This is a genomic window from Chlamydiales bacterium (assembly GCA_016185065.1).
GTDB lineage: Bacteria > Chlamydiota > Chlamydiia > Chlamydiales > Rhabdochlamydiaceae.
Genome location: JACPOL010000005.1, coordinates 53884 through 70604 on the forward strand (window position 1 = coordinate 53884; position 16721 = coordinate 70604).

Sequence of the window (16721 nt, forward strand, 5' to 3'; positions counted from 1 at the left end):
GCGGTCTCTTATAATTTTGCGATGCGTTTTAGAGCTTCTGTTGCTCTCTCTTTTGTCGTAAATGCTGAGAGTCTGATATATCCCTCTCCGCTAGGACCAAAGCCTCTTCCGGGAATGCTTACCAGGTGGCACTTTTCCAGCAGGACGTTGAAAAAATCCCAAGATCCCGCTCCATTAGGAGTCTTCCACCAGATGTAGGGAGAGTCGGCGCCGCCATAACAGGTGTAGCCTAACTTTCTTAAGCCTTCTGAGAGCAGTTTTGCCTGAGCGAGATAAGAGGAGATCTGCTGCCTAGTCTCCTTCTGGCCTATCTCAGAATAAACCGCCTCTGCCCCTTTTTGAATCGGGTAGGCGACCCCATTGAACTTTGTATTCTGTCTCTTCATCCAGAGGGGGTGGAGAGAGCCCTCCTTCTTGCCTTTTAACCCACATACAGACTTTGGAAGCACGGTGTAGGCGCATCGAAGTCCTGTAAAGCCCGCCGTTTTTGAAAAGCTGCGGAATTCGATAGCGACCTCTTTTGCTCCCTCAATCTCATAGATACTTTTCGGGACGTCAGGAGAGGTGATAAACGCGACGTAGGCGTTATCGTAGAGGATGATCGCCTTTTCTCTTTTTGCATAGTCGACCCATCTCTTCAGCTCTTTTCGAGTGAGTGCAACGCCTGTGGGATTGCTGGGAGAGCAGAGGAAGATGAGGTCGCAGGGCTTGTCTGGAAGTTGTGGCGCGAACTTATTCTTCTCCGTACAAGGGAGCATCACCACCTTTTTTCCAAGACCCGCGATCACAGAGGCGTCTAGATAGACAGGGTAGGTTGGATCGCAGATCCCCACTCCTCTTGTGACCTTAAAAAGATCGAGGATGTTGACGATGTCGCTGTTGATTCCGTCGGAGATGAAGATCTCATCCGGAGTGATTCCCAAGTGAGCATACTCGTGATCGACTATCGCCTTTCTCAGAGAGAGATAACCCTCTCCAGGTCCGTAACCACGGATCGATTCGGGGCGGCTCATCTCTTGCAACGCCTCGCAAATCGCATGGGTAATAGAAGGCGCAAGAGGGAGAGAGACGTCGCCGACTCCCATGTTCAAGACTTGAACACCGGGGTGTCGCTCTTTGAGCTCCGCGAGTTTCCGTTCGATGACGGGGAAGATATACTCACGTTTAATCGAAAAGAAGTGAGGGTTAATTTTGGGCATATCAGGCCAGCTTACCAGAAGCAACTATACTGGACAATGGAGCACAGATAAAAAACACGAAGAATGTAATATTGAGTTTTTTAGTCTGAATAGACATGTCGGGTAGGCCAGGAGATAGGCCTTTGGCCTTCTCTCGGGGCCTCCCTGCGACCCTCTTGCGCTGCATCTCGCTTTGCCAAATCGCGTCCTCGGAGAAGGGGTGTACACAGTACTACCCCGTTGACGCGCTCGCCGCGCTCTCCTGCGGGTGCAATTTTGCTGTGCGATATGCATCGGCGGGCTGCTTCAGGCGGCTCATCCCACACCTGTCGGTGCGGGTCCCTTTCGCGTCCAGTCGCAGGTGCAGATAGAGAGAGCGAAGACTTTTTTCCTCCGACTCTTCAGATGGCCCTGTGACTGGACGCGAAAGGGGACCCGCACCCGAGACGTAAGTCCTGCGGGGAATGAGCTGCCTGGAGCAGCCGATCGATTCAGATCGCACAGCAAAACCGTAGCGCAGGAAAGCCGAAGGCGTGCAGGGTAGGGCAGTAGCCCACTCTGCTTTCGAGCACACGGTTTGGCAAAGCGAGGTGAAGCGCAAGTGGGTCGCGGGGAGGCCTCGAGCGAAAGCGTAGCTTTCTCCTGGCCTACCCGACATGTCTCTCCTGCTAATACAACCATTAAGTGTTCTATTAAGTAAGGAGGTGCAGATTCTGTTACTTTTTTCTTCTCTATGTCTATGCTGTGTGAGTATAATAGAGGGCTCGCATACAATTTGCGGATGTCTATGATAAGAACAATCGTAATTTTCTTTGCAGCTATACCGCTTCTCTTGTTTGGGAATAAGGTGGAGCTGATCGCGGATTGGCCGATTGCAGAGAATGATCCTGTCTGCAATGCGATAAGCAAAATTTTAATAGAGAAGGGAGATGCTCTTGCTCTATCCGACCTTAAGGCCTACAGGCCCTTTCTAGAAAAAGAGTGCAGAGAGACGCTGAAGTTGAATCCAGATATTAAGCGCCTCGTCTTCTGGAATATTCCTCAAAAAATGAGTAAGCTGAAGTTTGGGCGCCTTCCGAAAGAGAAGCTCGTTCTCTTCATGTGGGAGCCGCCGACAGTCCAGAAGAGGCTCTACACCAAAAAGGTCCAGGATTTTTTTTCCAAGATCTACACTTGGGACGACTCCCTGGTAGATAATGTCCGCTTCTTCAAGTTCTACTACCCGGTGCTCAGAAAGATGAGGAGCGATCTTCCCTCGTTTGAGAAGAAGAAGCTATGCACGCTCGTTATCTCAAATAAGAAGAGCCGCCACCCTCAAGAGCTATACACTGCCCGAGAAGAGGTGATTCAGTTCTTTGAGCAGAAGGGCGGCAGCGATTTTGAGTTCTACGGTTGGGGATGGGAGAGTGCAGGCTATTCAAACTATCGAGGCACTGCTGCGGATAAACTCGAAGTTTTAAAAGACTTCCGCTTCTCCTTCTGTTATGAGAATATGCAGGGGGGGCGAGGCTATGTAACAGAGAAGATTTTCGATAGCTTTGCTGCTGGCTGCGTTCCTATCTACTGGGGAGCGAGCAACATCGAAGAGTATGTTCCTCAAAACTGCTTCATCGATAGAAGAAAATTTAAAGATAATGATGAGCTCTACTCCTTTCTAAAAAAGATGTCGAAAGAGGAGTATGAGGGCTACTTAAAACGGATTGCGGTTTGGCTAGAAAGTGACCAAGCTAAGCGCTTTTCAATAGAAAACTTTGCAAAGATTTTTTCAACTTGCCTATGAATCCAATCGATGAACTTGAGCAGCGGTGTCCCGACATCGAAGAGAAGCTCGGCTATAAATTTAAAGATAGAAACCTGCTCCTGAATGCCTTTGTTCACCGCTCATTTTTCAACGAGCAGCGCGAGCTGGTCAAGCAGCACAATGAGCGCCTCGAATTCTTAGGAGACACGGTACTAGGTCTTATCGTTTCAGATTTTCTCTATCAGGAGCTTCCCTCGCATCCCGAAGGGGAGCTCTCCCATCTGCGCGCTCAGCTAGTGGAAGCAAGTGCCTGCGCAGAATATGTCCAGAAGCTTGATTTGGGAAAATTTATACTTCTGGGAAGAGGCGAGCGAATGAATGAAGGGAAGGGAAGAGAGACCATCCTATCGGATCTCTTTGAAGCTCTTATGGGCGCCCTCTACCTCGATGGAGGCCTTGAAGCGGCTAGGCTCTTTTTTGTGAAGAGCTTTGCTCAAGATCTCATGCATTCGGTAAAAGAGCCTCTGCGCAACTGGAAGGCTGAACTCCAGGACTATTCGCAGAAGAGATACCAGCGTCCGCCCGTTTACAAAGTTGTGGGCGAGACGGGTCCAGATCATAGCAAGGTTTTTGAAGTGGCCGCCTACATTGGAGAGCAGCTCGTTGGGGAAGGAAAGGGCTCTTCAAAGAAGGAGGCCGAGCAGTCTGCTGCTGAAAACGCACTAAAAAAGATGAGTCAATGATGGCAAAAGAGAAGAGCTTCTGGAGCTGCGGAGAGTGTGGACACTCACAGGCGAAGTGGACCGGCAGCTGCTCGATGTGTCACAAGTGGAATACTTTTGTTCAAGAAGTGGAGATTGTCGATCAGAAGCGAAGATTTGAAGCGGAGGGTAAACAGCCAGCAAAGCCCGTTCGCCTGAAGGAGATTGAGAAGGTTAGCTTTCAAAGAATTCAGACGCGCCTTTCAGAGTTTGATAGGCTCATTGGCGGAGGTATTGTGAGGGGCTCTCTCTCTCTGATTGGAGGAGACCCTGGCATTGGAAAGTCGACGCTCATGCTCCAGATCTCTCAAGCGCTCGCTTCTCAAGGGCTTATCGTCTTGTATGTCTGTGGAGAGGAGTCTGTTGAGCAGACCTCGCTGCGCGCAGAAAGACTGAAAATCGCAAGTGAAAATCTCTTTTTGTTGAATGAGACGCTCTTCTCGAATATCAAGTCGCACATCGAGAAGCTGAAGCCCGATATTCTCATCGTTGATTCGATTCAAATTCTCTATAAAAGCGAACTTCCCTCTGCCCCTGGCAGTATTCCGCAAGTAAGAGAGATTACAACAGAGCTTCTCCATCTTTCTAAGGGGCTTGGGATCTCGACTTTTCTGATTGGTCACATCACAAAATCTGGAGAGATCGCCGGGCCAAAGGTGCTTGAGCACCTCGTCGATACCGTTCTCTATTTTGAAGGGGAGCGCCATCAGGGGTATAGGCTTTTGCGCTCGGTAAAAAATAGATTTGGGCCGAGTGAGGAGATCGCCATCTTTCAGATGGTCGGTCAAGGCCTCAAAGAGGTCTCAAACCCCTCGGCACTCTTTCTGCAAGAGAGGACGAGAGAGGTGCCAGGTTCCGCAATCGTTCCAACTGTTGAGGGAACAAGAGCTCTTCTAATCGAAGTGCAGGCGCTTGTCGCTGCTTCAGCATTTGCAACTTCAACGCGGAAGTCGAGCGGCCTCGACCAGAATCGCCTTGCGCTTCTTCTTGCGGTTCTCGAAAAACGGCAGGGGTATAACCTGCACCACTCGGATGTCTTCGTCTCCGTTGCGGGTGGCATGCGGGTCTTAGAGCCTGCTGCCGATCTGGGGATTATTATGGCCATCTGCTCCTCCTTCTCCAACCGTCCTATCGATCAAGAAACTCTTGTGATTGGCGAAGTGGGCTTAGGGGGAGAGGTGCGCGGCGTTCCTCGGATAGAGGTGCGTGTTAAAGAGGCGATTCACATGGGCTTTCGCTACTGCATTCTACCCAAACGCAATTTGAAAGAGATTTCGCACGATCTCTTGCAGAAGATCTCCATCAAGAGTGTCGAGTTTGTAGAAGAGGCGACGGATGTCCTCATCGGAAAGTAGCGCTCTCTTCGTCGCGGCGCGCGCATCAAAGCTCTCGAGAGTCCAGGTCCAAGAGGTTCTTGAAGAGCTTCGGAACTTCCACCCCGATGTGAGCTTCTCTCCGATCTGGATAGAGACCTCCGGAGATCTCAACCAGACCACCTCTCTTCGGACGCTTGATAAGACCGATTTTTTCACGCGCGAGATCGACCAGCTCCTTCTTGCAGGTGGATGCCGAGTCGCGATCCACTCAGCAAAAGATCTGCCCGACCCCTTGCCCAGCGGGCTTGTCATCGCAGCGATCACCAGAGGTGTCGATTCCGGGGATAGCCTTGTTCTCTCTCAGGGAGTAACTTTAGAAACACTTCCCATGCATGCGAAGATCGGCGTCTCTTCTCAAAGGCGCGAGGAGACACTTCTAACTCTGCGCTCAGATCTAAAACCCGTCGACATCCGCGGAACGATTGAAAAACGACTAACTCTCATAGAAAAGGGAGAGGTAGCAGGGGTCGTGGTTGCAGAGGCGGCCCTCATCCGCCTAGGGCTCACACATCTCAATAGGCTAAAATTGCCTGGTCAGACTCTCCCTCTACAAGGTAAACTTGCAGTGATTGTTCGCGATAGCGACGAAGAGATGCTCAAACTTTTTGCCACCTTATCTGGATAGTACAATGAAAAGGATACTCGCTTCACAACTGGCACAGCACACGGGTAAAAAGGTTTTTTTACGCGGCTGGCTAAATAATATTCGCCCCTTTGGAAAACTCACTTTCCTCGTGCTGAGAGACCGCACGGGCATGGCGCAGGTGGTGGTTCAGGACGTAGAAGAGGGGAAAAAACTCTCTCGTCTTCAGCCAGGAAGCCTGCTAAAAGTTACAGGGACGGCTCAAGCGACCACCCAAGCGGGCCTTGGGGTTGAAGTGATCGATCCTGTAGTTGAGATCGAGGTTCCTATTTTAGACGCTCCACCTCTCGAGTATTACAAACCAGAAATTCCCGCAGACCTGGAATTTATTCTAGACCACCGTGCAGTTGCGCTCAGAAACCGCCAGCTACAGGCTGTCTTTAAGATTCAAGCTGAGATCGTCCACGCCTACAGACTCTTCATGCACGACACGGTGCAGGCCGTTGAGTACTTCTCTCCAAACATCATCGGAGCCTCTTCAGAGGGTGGCGCAGAATTTTTCAATGTCGACTACTTCGGACACACTGCGACACTTGCACAAAGCAGCCAGCTCTATAAGCAGATCATGGTCGGCGTGAACGAGAGGGTCTTTGCACTCGCTCCATTTTTCCGCGCAGAGCCTTCACAAACACCGCGCCACCTTGCAGAGGGCAAGCAGCTCGAGTTTGAGATGGGCTTTTTCGACCACTGGCACGAGATTCTCGATGTTCAAGAAAACTGCGTGAAGTTCATCGTGAAGTATCTACACGAGCATGCAGCGGAACAGATCGCGACTTTAGGCGGCAATATCATCAAAGCGCCTCAAGATGTGCCCTTCCCTAGATTGACCTTCAAAGAGGCGCTAGAGCTCTACTTTAAGCGCACGGGAATCGATGAGCGTCACGAAACGGATCTAAGTCCCGCAGCGGAGCGCGATCTTTGCAAGTATGCACATGATGAGTTTGGCACAGATCTGATCTTTATCACCGACTGGATGACAGTGAAGCGCCCCTTCTACTCCTACCCAAGCGATGAGAATCCTCAGCTAACAAACACCTTTGACCTTCTCTGCGCAGGCACCGAGATCACATCCGGCGGTCAGAGAAGACACACCTACGACTCGATGGTAGCGGGGATTAGGCTCAAGGAGATGGACCCGAACCACTTTACAGATTATTTGAGCATCTTTAAATATGGGATGCCTCCACACGGTGGGTTTGGAATGGGCTTGGAGCGGATTACCATGACACTACTCAAGTTGAAGAATATTCGAGAGGTCTGCCTCTTCCCTTCTGATCCGAAGCGGATCGCGGGTAACCGCATTAAAGCTAAACTCTTTTTTGGCGGGGAGAATATCCGAAACGAGATCATTCACCTTCTTAAAAAGAATGAGTTTGATTTTAAACACACGACGCATGAGGTGACTCCTACATCTGAGGACTCAGCCCGCGTGAGAGGCACAAAGATGGAAGAGGGAGTAAAAGCTCTTATTCTCAAAGGGAAAAACACGAAGAAGAACTACCAGTTCAACATCCCATCGCATTTTAAACTCGATATGAAAGCAGTTGCGGAGATGGTGGGTGAAAAGTGTGAGTTTGAAGATCCCGAGGTGATTAAAGAGCGCTTTGGTCTAATTATTGGCGGCGTCCCACCCTTCGGCCAGCTCTTGAATGTTGATACCTTTTTCGATGAGCAGATTAAAAAGCTCGAGCAGGTCGCGTTTAACTGCGGTCTCCCCACAGAGTCGATTGTGATGAAGAGCGCCGATCTGATTTCGCTTGTTCAACCTAAATTTGGATGTTTCACCAAACAGTAAAAACAGAGTTGTTATGAGATTTCTTCTCTATATTCTCGTCGGGTTTTCTGCGCTCTTTCAAACACTGGAAGCTGTTCAGCCCTCATTTAAGCACGACCTACACATCCATACGATCTCGGGTAAAGGGTCGAGGACGATCGTCTGTCTGCACGGCTACGGAGGAGATTACAGGATTGCACACATACTTAAGAAAAAGGTCGGAGTAAGAGAGAACCTTGTGAGCTTCAACTTCCCAGATCACGGTCTGAGAGAGGGAAGCGTCGCTCCTGAGAAGACGAGCTTTGGAAGTATCGAGGAGCTTCTTCCTGCGATCTACGTTCTTAAAAAGTGCGTGGTTGAAAAAGGTCTTGAAGAGATCGATCTCTACGGATTCTCAGCAGGCGGCGGCGCCGCGGTCAATGTCTTAGCTATTCTCAACACCACAACGTACGATGAGCAGCTCAAAGGAATCGGTGTTACACAAGAAGATAAGAGGCAGATTTTACAAGCGATACAAAGAGGAATCGTCGTTTTAGAGACCCCTCTTAAATCTATCGATGAGGTGATTCATGCTCGGGGAAGCACACCGGATTTAGAAGTTGTTTCAGGACGTTATCGCGAGAATGATCTGCGCCCTATCGACTCGATCCGCCACCTAGAGAATCTCTCTCTGGAGATCATCGTCTACTTCCAAGAGCCTGATGCCGTTCTTTCAAACCGAGATGACGCTCTCTTTATTGAACGACTCAAGAAGTATAACAGCAGCGGAACAACGACTGCGATCATCGCCGATGAGGGGGGCCACACAGCAGTTCATGCCAGCCTGTGGAAGTGTTATGCAGAGAAGTGCAAAGAGTCGAAGATGGACTATACGACCAAGAAGACCGATCGAAAGTACATGATCGGAATCGAGCTTAAAACCTGCAGAGAAGATGGACGCGCCGAAAGAGAGATTCCCGCGCACTGGGAGAGGTTTTTTAAAGAGGGAGTTGCTGCAAAGATCCCTCATAAAGTTAGCGATGATACGCTAGCTCTTTACACAGATTATGAAGGTGATGCAACGAAACCCTACTCGATGATCATCGGCTGCGAGGTTTCAAAAATAGATGAGATTCCCGAAGGGATGGTGGCAAAAACTATTCCGAGAGCGCGCTATGCTATCGTGAAAGCGATGGGACCATTTCCAGAGGCGCTTATCAAAACATGGAAGAAGATCTGGACCTCGGCTCTAAAACGCACATATACAGGTGATTTTGAGGTCTATCCAGCGGGATTTCATCCTCAGAATAACCCCGAGGTTAAACTGCACATCGCAATCAAGTGAAGAGAACCCTCTATCTAGGAACAAGCCCTGCGCATTTTGCTTCTGAAGGCCACCTCATTCACTATCCTGTGATTAAGGTGGTTCCCAGAAGTCCAAACCATCCCGAGATTGCTCAGGCGTTTGAGAATCTGTCCAGCTGCACCCATATCATCTTTACCAGCAAGAACACAGTAGCTGTTTTCCTTCAGCAGGTAGAAAGAGAGAAGCTTGAAGGAAAGTGCATCATTGCGATCGGCAGGGTCACAGCTGCTCATCTAAACCTTCAGAAAGTTCGAGTAGACCATGTCGCCGAGCAGGAGTCGCAAGAGGGGATCATCGCGCTTCTTGAGACACTCGATTTGAAAGGAGCCAATATTTTTATGCCGCGCTCATCGCTCGCGCGGCCTCAGATCGTCCACTTTTTGCAGGAGAAGGGAGTTAACTATACCGCTGTCGATCTCTATGATACCGTCGTTCAGCGTCTCGAGCCGACTCCCGAACTTCGAGACTTTGATGAGATCATTTTTACAAGCCCCTCTACTGTTCACGCTTTTAAGGAGATCTTCGGCCACTTGCCTAAGGATAAGAAGCTCATCGCAATCGGACCCATCACCGAAGAAGCCCTCCGCGAGGAGCGCTCGGAGAAGAAATGGACATAAGTGGACGAGGTGGACGGGAGGTGGACAAAGTGGACACGCGCCGAAGAAAGAAAGAATTCTTTTCCTCTCTCTTGCCCGCCTGTCCACCTCGTCCACTAATGTCCATTCTCTTGGCGGGCTCTTTTCCGTTTGCAAGTAGTGAGAGTAGGTTCTATAATCCGGGGTATAGAAAAATTTTTTAGGAGAACTTTATGACAAACGGCGCACCTTACAAACTCCCTGACCTAGGGTATGACTTCAATGCACTAGAACCCGTGATTTCTGCAGAGATCATGCAGCTCCACTATTCGAAGCACCACCAGGCCTATGTTAACAACTTAAATGCCGCGATCGAGAAGTATCGCGATGCGGAAGCGAAAGGGGATCTCGCTGCAATGATTGCTCTTGAAAAGGCGATCAAATTTAATGGCGGCGGCCACGTCAATCATAGTATTTTTTGGACAAATCTGGCTCCAACAGCTAAGGGCGGCGGAGGTTCTCCTAAAGGAGCGCTTCTGGAAGAGATAAAAAAAGATTTTGGTTCTTTTGAGGCCTTCGTGGAGCAGATGAACAATATGACCGTAGGCGTTCAGGGCTCGGGATGGGGCTGGCTCGGCTACTGCAAGATGTCCAAGAGACTCGTCCTTGCAACCTGCAGCAATCAAGATCCTTTAAGCACACACGGTTACGTTCCGCTTCTAGGAATAGATGTATGGGAGCACGCCTACTACCTACAATATAAAAACGTCCGCGCTGACTATGTAAAAAACATTTGGAAGATCGTCAATTGGAAGAACGTTGAAGAGAGATTTGGACAGGCGAAAGTCTAAAAATTACTTTCTAAGATAATTAATTGACTTGTTTTCATTTGTTTTGTTTGTTATTTTTACTGTTAAATTATTGATCAATATAGTGTTTAATTTATGGGACTCTTTTCGAGAAATAAGCCGAAGATCAAGGTGTCGACTAGCAAGAAGGATGGCTATAGCGGCTGGGTCAAATGCACCCACTGCAATGAGCTGATCCATGCTAAAGAGCTGCAGCAGAACGTTCACTGCTGCCCCAAGTGTAACCACCACTACCGCATGTCTGCTACCCAACGGGTAGAGCTGCTGGCAGATAATGATAGCTTCGTCGAACTCTTCACCGAATTTAAACCCGCTGACCCTCTCACCTTTGTCGATACCGAACCCTATGCCGAGAGAATCATCAAAGCCCAAGAGAAGTCGGGCAGAGATGATGCGGCCATGGTTGGAACGTGCACTCTTAATGGAAAGGCGATTGCGCTTGGAGTATTAGACTTTAGCTTCATGGGTGGATCGATGGGGTCTGTGGTAGGAGAGCGTCTTACCAGCTTAATTGAGCTCGCCATCGAAGATAAACTTCCCGTTGTCATCGTCTCCGCCTCTGGTGGGGCGCGGATGCAAGAGTCGATCTTCTCTCTGATGCAGATGGCAAAAACTTCAGCAGCTCTGGCCCGCCTTCACAAAGCAGCTCTTCCTTATATCTCGGTTCTTACCAATCCCACAACAGGCGGAGTCACCGCCTCGTTCGCAGCACTCGGCGATGTCATCGTGGCAGAGCCAGATGCGCTAATCGGGTTTGCAGGCCCTCGGGTTGTCGAGCAGACAATCCGGCAAAAATTGCCGCCTGGAGCCCAAAAATCAGAATTTCTCTTAGAAAAAGGGATGATCGATTGCATTGTTAATCGACATGCATTAAAAGATAAGCTATGTACTTTGATCGGGTTCTTTACAGGCAATGAGCGCGGGTACACTTTTGATAAGGCTCTCTCGGAGAAGTCGATGCAAAAGCTACCTCAGAAGCTGAAAGAGCTTCTCGCATATGCCGACAGCGAACTCGCTTCATCGTCAGCAAAATAAAACCCGCTGGCTTGTCGAAATCATGAATTCTATCTTATCTGAACAGGTAGAGGTACCTACAATTACCTCAGAGGAAGAGTATCTTCCTTTTTACGGTTCTGCAGAAGCTGCAGGCGCAGATGTTAGAGCCTTTATTAAAGAAGAGCTCACTCTTGAACCTGGAGCCTCCCTTCTAGTTCCCACCGGTCTGCGTTTCGCCATCCCTCAAGGATATGAGATCCAAGTTAGACCGCGTAGCGGACTTGCCCTGAAACATGGAATCACCGTCCTCAACTCGCCTGGAACAATCGATTCAGACTATCGAGGTGAGCTGGGTGTGATTCTCATCAACCACGGGAAAAAGCCTTTTGTGATCACCCCCGGCATGCGCATTGCTCAGATTGTGCTGGCCCCTGTCTTGCGCGCTCGCTTCGTGCAAGAGGAGAACCTGGCAGCAACATCTAGGGGAGAGGGAGGGTTTGGTCATACTGGGACGAATTAATCATCAGATCTCCTCTGGTATAGGGGGGTTCTATCGCCGCTTTAAAAGAGTAATCAACGTGACGATTAGCAACTATTTAGATCCTCGCCTTGTCTCGTTTTTGGAACTCTCTACTAGAGATGAAGCTCTTAGGGCACTAGTTGAAAGTTTAGACGCCGCAGGCAAGTTGAAAGACAAAGAGCGCTTCTACCGCGCTATTTTGGAGCGGGAGAAGATCGTCTCCACAGGTGTTAGCATGGGTGTTGCGATTCCCCACGCGAAGCTTGAAGGCTATGAAGACTTTTTTATCGCAGTTGGCTTGCAGCATAAACGCGGAATTGAGTGGAATGCTCTGGATGGAGCTCCTGTACGCCTCATCTTTATGATCGGCGGCCCAGAAAACAGACAGACAGACTATTTGCATATCCTCTCTAAGCTCACGATGGCAGTTAAGGACGAAGAGAGACGCAAAAAACTATTTAAGGCTAAAACACCGGAAGAGGTCATCTCCCTTTTTGAAGGGTGGTGAACGTGAGGAGAACTACTTATGGATCTTAAGGTAAAGGATGTCGCTGACCTTCTAAATGTTTCTGAAAAGACCATTCGCCGCTGGCTTCTTGCGGGCAAGATACCCGCTTACCGCCTCAATCAGCAGTACCGCTTCAGCCGCAGCGAAATCGAGAACTGGATGATGGGCTTTAAACAGGCCTCACCCACTAAAGAGGGCTTCTCTCCATTCGTCGAGCAGCAGACCTCTGCTCACGAGGGTTCTCAGCAGAAAGGCGGACCTCAGCAGTTCAGCCTCTATCGCGCCGTTCACAACGGGGGGATCCTTTTTGATGTCGAAGGGGAGAGTAAAGAGGATGTTATCCGCAATGCAATGCGCACAATTGCTCCGCGTCTGAACTTGGATCACGAGGTTATTTCAGACCTTCTTCTCGACCGCGAAAGGCTCATGCCTACCGGTTTCGGCCATGGAATCGGCGTTCCTCATGCGCGCGACTTTCTTCTACAGCAGCCTATCGACAAGGTAGTCGTCGCTTTCCCTAAAAAACCTCTTGAGTATGGCTCGCTCGACGGCCTACCTGTACACACTCTTTTTTTCCTCTTCTCAAGTAATGACAAACGCCACCTGCACCTCCTTTCCAAGCTCGCTCACTTCAGCAGCAACGAGAAGGCTCTAGAGCTCGTAAGAGCGCGTCCGCCTGAGATTGTGCTTCTCAACTTTATCAAAAATTGGGAGTCCCAGCTCCGCACTCTCTAACAAGAGAGCTAAGAGGAGAGGGGGGTACACAGAGATCAGAAAGAGGAGAAGATCGTATTTTCTGCTCTTCCCCCTCTGTGTCTCTGTGATCTCTGTGTAAAATTCCCTTGTATAATTACGGCTAGTTAATTATCTCTTGGCTTTATGGAAGCCATAGCTCTTGATCTTCCCAAATTCCCCTTAGCAGATAATTTTTCTATCTACGCTAGCAAAGTAAGCCAGCAAGTTTTTCTGGAGCAATTCGCTAGGACAATAAATATTCCTCCTAAACAAGTAATTTTGGGGGCGTATCTTGTATTGTTGTCTAGATACACATCTCAAAGCGACTTAGTAGTGGGAGTTGCAGATGCCAAAAATGTAATTAAAGTACAAATTAATCTAGAGGATAGCTTTAAAAAAATATTGGAAGATCTGGATTTGTCCAATCATCCAAATGTATTGCCAACCGTTGAGTTTTCATTTAATTCAAAAGAGCAGCTCAAGCAAGGGAAGGAATTATTATTAAATTGTAGATTTGAAAATGAAGCACTTCACATTGATTTTCACGCCTCACAAAATCGTTTCCCCAGCTTTTTTCTGGAAAATTTGGTCCATAACTTTGAGACGCTTCTCATTAATTTAATCAACAATCCTGATGCACCTGCAGGGAGTGTCTCCTGCGTAAGCAAAAGAGAAGAAGAGCAGCTTCTGCAGATGGCTTTAGGAGTAAAAAGAGCATATCCCCATAAGGCGATTGCAGAGCTATTCGAAGAAGTTGTAGAGAAAAATCCAGGCCAAATAGCGTTAAAATGCTCGGGAAAGGCTCTGTCTTACCGTGAACTTAATCAAAAGGCTAATCAACTAGCAAGGCATCTTCAAACTCTTGGAGTGCAAAAAAGTACAATTGTTGGCCTTTCGATGCATCGCTCAATAAGTGCTATTATTGGACTATTGGCAATATTGAAAACTGGAGCAGCTTATGTTCCGATCGATACCACTTATCCGCATAATCGCAAAGAGTACATGATTGAAAATGCCAACTTAAAACTCATATTAACTACCGAGACAGAAAAAAAGCATTTTTTAACAGATTCCAGAAAAGACCTCTCCTTTTTTTGCATGGATTCTCAAGAGGCAGAGTATCAAAAATACCCCAATGACAATTTAAATATCAAAACTCATGCTGATGATCTTGTTAACATCCTATTTACATCAGGCTCAACTGGAATGCCTAAAGGAGTCGAATTAACTCATAAAGGAATAATTAATCTAGTTTGCAATAGCAACTGGTTGGCCATAGATCCGACGGATCGAATACTTCAGATGGCTAACACCTCTTTTGATGTTATGGGTATGGAAGTATGGGGAGCTCTATTAAACGGTGCAACCCTATGTATTTTTCCCTCGATTAAACTTTCCATGGATGAGCTTGGCGATTTAATTGTTTCAGATAATATTACTCACGCTCTCTTCACCGCACGCGTATTTAATCTCATGGTTGAACACAAACTTCAAAGCTTGCAAAAACTAAAGGCTCTGATGTCCTGCGGCGAAGCAATGTCTCCCCATTATGCTAAAATGGCTTTCGAAGCCCTTCCCAAGACTAGAATTTTCAATGGGTGTGGCCCTACAGAAAATTCCGTGATGACATGCGTCTATCAAATCAAAAACAGCGAAGTCATAGAACATGGAGTGCCTATTGGACCTCCGATTGCAGGAACAACCGTCTATGTTGTAAACCCGTACTTTCAGCTCTCTCCGATAGGAGTAAATGGCGAGCTTGTTACTGGTGGAGATGGACTTGCCAGAGGATATCACAATAGAGCTGATCTTACTAAAGAGAGGTTTGTTAATAATCCCTTCGGAATAGGAACTCTTTATCGCACTGGAGATATTGTAAGGTTTCTACCAGATGGTAACATCGATTACCGCGGAAGAGTCGATTCTCAAGTTAAAATCTCAGGTTTTAGAATAGAATTGGAAGAGATTGAAAAGGTCATTCAAAGCCATCCTCATGTCTCTAATGGCGTAGTTTTAGTCAGAGAAGATGAGCCGGGAGAAAAGCGGCTTATTGCATATATTGAACCTGCCATTGAACCTCTACCTCCTTCCTCTGAATTTAAAAAATATTTGGAAGAGAAACTTCCAAATTTTATGGTCCCTACTTTTATTATTGTTCTAAAAAAACTCCCGCTTACGCCGAACGGAAAGATTGATCGTAGAGCTCTGCCTGAACCAGAGGTCTTGAAAAGAGAGATCTCTGACATAGAAAAGCCCTCTACTTCTACTGAAAAGTTAATCAGCGAACTATGGTCTTCCTATCTAAAAATTGTGGCAATAAGCAAAAAGGATAATTTCTTTCTAATTGGTGGCAATTCCATCATCTCTGCCAAAATGGCTTCTTCTCTAAGCAAGCATTTTTCAGTTTCCATTCCGGTAAATTTAATATTCGAAGAAGCGGTATTAGAAAATTATGCTAAGCACATCAATCTTTTATTAAAGCCAGGTAGCAAGAATAGATTTGTAACTCTTTCCGATCTCTTTTGGATTTGGAGAAATAAAGAAGTTAGGCTTGATAAGACAATTTATTTAAAGCGCTCAAACTACCCAACAAGCGAACAATATAAAAACCCAAAGAAGATTTTCCTCACTGGCTGCACAGGATTTGTTGGCGCCTTTATGCTTTCTGAACTTCTAGAGAACACTAAAGCGAAAATCTTCTGCCTTACAAGAGCGGAAAATGAAAAAGAGGCCTCAAACCGTATTCAGGAAGCTCTAAGCAAATATCAGTTATATAATAAAGACCTTAAAGAAAGAATAGTGCCGATAGCTGGGGATTTAAGCAAACGCGAGTTTGGCATCGGTAAAAAGCTATTCGATGAACTTGCAAATGAAGTTGATAGCATAATTCATATTGCAGCACTTGTTAACCATACCCTTCCGTATATGCAATTAAAACCCAGCAACGTTGAAGGGACTGCTGAGACGCTTCGATTGGCATGTGAAGGCAAGACCAAGCCGCTTCATTTTATTTCCACCCCTGATGTTTTTGAAACATATAGAAACGAACTCATAAAAGAGGACAAAAATGTTGATGATGGAAAATACCTTACGAATGGATATGCCCAAAGTAAATGGGTAGCAGAAAAACTTGTGCTGATAGCTAGAAAAAGGGGCTTGCCTGTAAATATTCTAAGGCTTGGAAGAGTAGGGGGGCACTCGAAAACTGGCGCCAACAATGCCGAAGATTTCCTCTGGCGAATGATAGAAGCGTCTTTTTCGCTAAAACTTGCCCCGAAGATTGGACTAAAAGAGAATATGGCTCCAGTCGACTTCTGTTGCAAAGCGATCCGTATAATTTCCATGAATCCAAACTGCATCGGTAAAGAATATCATCTTTTCGATCACAATCAGACAGCGTATCTAGATATATTTAAATCGCTTGCAGATAACGGTTATCCAATGACTTTTGTCCCTTACAATGAGTGGGTAAAGAGTTTGGTGAAATTTGCCGGAGAATCAAATAATGCAAGACTGCAGGCGAGCGCTGTTCTCTTCTCTGATGTAGATTTGCAACATAGCGAACTATTTCCTCAATTTGATTGCTCGAACATGCAGATGGCGCTAAAGGAGTCTAAGCTTCAGATCCAACCTTTGAATTTTGCTCTTTTGCAAAAAGGAATTAATTATTTTCGATCAATTGGCCTCTTGAGCCCATAGG

The 16721-nt window shown here is 47.3% G+C and carries 15 protein-coding genes; 13 read left to right on the forward strand and 2 right to left on the reverse strand.

Translation table 11 applies throughout. The annotated features are described in order from the left end of the window. Positions 1–8 precede the first annotated feature (8 nt). Positions 9–1199 carry an LL-diaminopimelate aminotransferase gene (locus tag HYX48_02900; protein MBI2742845.1) on the reverse strand — a complete coding sequence of 397 codons (1191 nt, stop codon included), beginning with the start codon at positions 1197–1199 and terminating at the stop codon, positions 9–11. Positions 1200–1410: 211 nt separating this feature from the next. Next, positions 1411–1836 (reverse strand): hypothetical protein, encoded by a 426-nt coding sequence (locus HYX48_02905; protein MBI2742846.1) that lies wholly within the window; start codon positions 1834–1836, stop codon positions 1411–1413. Between the two features lie 129 nt (positions 1837–1965). Between HYX48_02905 and HYX48_02910 the strand changes: the two genes are divergently transcribed. The 13 genes from HYX48_02910 to HYX48_02970 all read left to right on the forward strand — a co-directional run bounded on the left by HYX48_02910 (position 1966) and on the right by HYX48_02970 (position 16720). After that, positions 1966–2958 (forward strand): hypothetical protein, encoded by a 993-nt coding sequence (locus tag HYX48_02910; GenBank protein ID MBI2742847.1) that lies wholly within the window; start codon positions 1966–1968, stop codon positions 2956–2958. Beyond that, a complete protein-coding gene (gene rnc, locus HYX48_02915; GenBank protein MBI2742848.1) occupies positions 2955–3662 on the forward strand; it encodes a ribonuclease III in 708 nt (235 codons plus the stop codon). Before HYX48_02910 ends, rnc begins: the two co-directional genes overlap by 4 nt. Then, positions 3662–5035: a DNA repair protein RadA gene (gene radA / locus HYX48_02920; protein ID MBI2742849.1), complete on the forward strand. Its 1374-nt coding sequence runs from the start codon at positions 3662–3664 to the stop codon at positions 5033–5035. Before rnc ends, radA begins: the two co-directional genes overlap by 1 nt. Continuing rightward, positions 5016–5681, forward strand: a complete 666-nt coding sequence (hemC, locus tag HYX48_02925; protein ID MBI2742850.1) for a hydroxymethylbilane synthase — start codon at positions 5016–5018, stop codon at positions 5679–5681. Before radA ends, hemC begins: the two co-directional genes overlap by 20 nt. Before the next feature lie 4 nt (positions 5682–5685). Further along, entirely contained in the window at positions 5686–7494 is a 1809-nt protein-coding gene (aspS, locus tag HYX48_02930; protein MBI2742851.1) for an aspartate--tRNA(Asn) ligase, read from the forward strand. An 841-nt stretch (positions 7495–8335) separates the two neighbouring features. Beyond that, a complete protein-coding gene (locus HYX48_02935) occupies positions 8336–8797 on the forward strand; it encodes an AraC family transcriptional regulator (GenBank protein MBI2742852.1) in 462 nt (153 codons plus the stop codon). Continuing rightward, positions 8794–9435: a uroporphyrinogen-III synthase gene (locus HYX48_02940; GenBank protein MBI2742853.1), complete on the forward strand. Its 642-nt coding sequence runs from the start codon at positions 8794–8796 to the stop codon at positions 9433–9435. The genes HYX48_02935 and HYX48_02940 overlap by 4 nt, the downstream gene beginning before the upstream one ends. Positions 9436–9626: 191 nt before the next feature. Continuing rightward, positions 9627–10244, forward strand: a complete 618-nt coding sequence (locus tag HYX48_02945) for a superoxide dismutase (protein MBI2742854.1) — start codon at positions 9627–9629, stop codon at positions 10242–10244. Positions 10245–10337: 93 nt separating this feature from the next. After that, positions 10338–11297, forward strand: coding sequence for an acetyl-CoA carboxylase carboxyltransferase subunit beta (locus HYX48_02950; protein ID MBI2742855.1), 960 nt, complete (start codon positions 10338–10340; stop codon positions 11295–11297). 22 nt (positions 11298–11319) lie between these two features. Next, the gene (gene dut, locus HYX48_02955) at positions 11320–11778 is read left to right on the forward strand and encodes a dUTP diphosphatase (GenBank protein MBI2742856.1); all 459 of its coding nucleotides are present in this window, start codon (positions 11320–11322) and stop codon (positions 11776–11778) included. 52 nt (positions 11779–11830) lie between these two features. Beyond that, complete coding sequence (locus HYX48_02960) at positions 11831–12286, forward strand: PTS sugar transporter subunit IIA (GenBank protein MBI2742857.1); 456 nt, start codon at positions 11831–11833, stop codon at positions 12284–12286. 18 nt (positions 12287–12304) lie between these two features. Then, positions 12305–13021, forward strand: a complete 717-nt coding sequence (locus tag HYX48_02965) for a PTS sugar transporter subunit IIA (protein MBI2742858.1) — start codon at positions 12305–12307, stop codon at positions 13019–13021. A 144-nt stretch (positions 13022–13165) separates the two neighbouring features. Beyond that, positions 13166–16720 (forward strand): amino acid adenylation domain-containing protein, encoded by a 3555-nt coding sequence (locus HYX48_02970; protein ID MBI2742859.1) that lies wholly within the window; start codon positions 13166–13168, stop codon positions 16718–16720. Position 16721 lies beyond the last annotated feature (1 nt).

What these genes read in the sequence shown, in the direction of transcription:
- HYX48_02905 (MBI2742846.1), bottom strand. Translation starts at nt 1,836, where the DNA reads ATGTCGGGTAGGCCAGGAGAAAGCTACGCTTTCGCTCGAGGCCTCCCC.
- HYX48_02935 (MBI2742852.1), top strand. Translation starts at nt 8,336, where the DNA reads ATGGACTATACGACCAAGAAGACCGATCGAAAGTACATGATCGGAATC.
- HYX48_02965 (MBI2742858.1), top strand. Translation starts at nt 12,305, where the DNA reads ATGGATCTTAAGGTAAAGGATGTCGCTGACCTTCTAAATGTTTCTGAA.
- HYX48_02900 (MBI2742845.1), bottom strand. Translation starts at nt 1,199, where the DNA reads ATGCCCAAAATTAACCCTCACTTCTTTTCGATTAAACGTGAGTATATC.
- HYX48_02970 (MBI2742859.1), top strand. Translation starts at nt 13,166, where the DNA reads ATGGAAGCCATAGCTCTTGATCTTCCCAAATTCCCCTTAGCAGATAAT.
- radA (MBI2742849.1), top strand. Translation starts at nt 3,662, where the DNA reads ATGGCAAAAGAGAAGAGCTTCTGGAGCTGCGGAGAGTGTGGACACTCA.
- HYX48_02945 (MBI2742854.1), top strand. Translation starts at nt 9,627, where the DNA reads ATGACAAACGGCGCACCTTACAAACTCCCTGACCTAGGGTATGACTTC.
- rnc (MBI2742848.1), top strand. Translation starts at nt 2,955, where the DNA reads ATGAATCCAATCGATGAACTTGAGCAGCGGTGTCCCGACATCGAAGAG.
- dut (MBI2742856.1), top strand. Translation starts at nt 11,320, where the DNA reads ATGAATTCTATCTTATCTGAACAGGTAGAGGTACCTACAATTACCTCA.
- hemC (MBI2742850.1), top strand. Translation starts at nt 5,016, where the DNA reads ATGTCCTCATCGGAAAGTAGCGCTCTCTTCGTCGCGGCGCGCGCATCA.
- aspS (MBI2742851.1), top strand. Translation starts at nt 5,686, where the DNA reads ATGAAAAGGATACTCGCTTCACAACTGGCACAGCACACGGGTAAAAAG.
- HYX48_02950 (MBI2742855.1), top strand. Translation starts at nt 10,338, where the DNA reads ATGGGACTCTTTTCGAGAAATAAGCCGAAGATCAAGGTGTCGACTAGC.
- HYX48_02910 (MBI2742847.1), top strand. Translation starts at nt 1,966, where the DNA reads ATGATAAGAACAATCGTAATTTTCTTTGCAGCTATACCGCTTCTCTTG.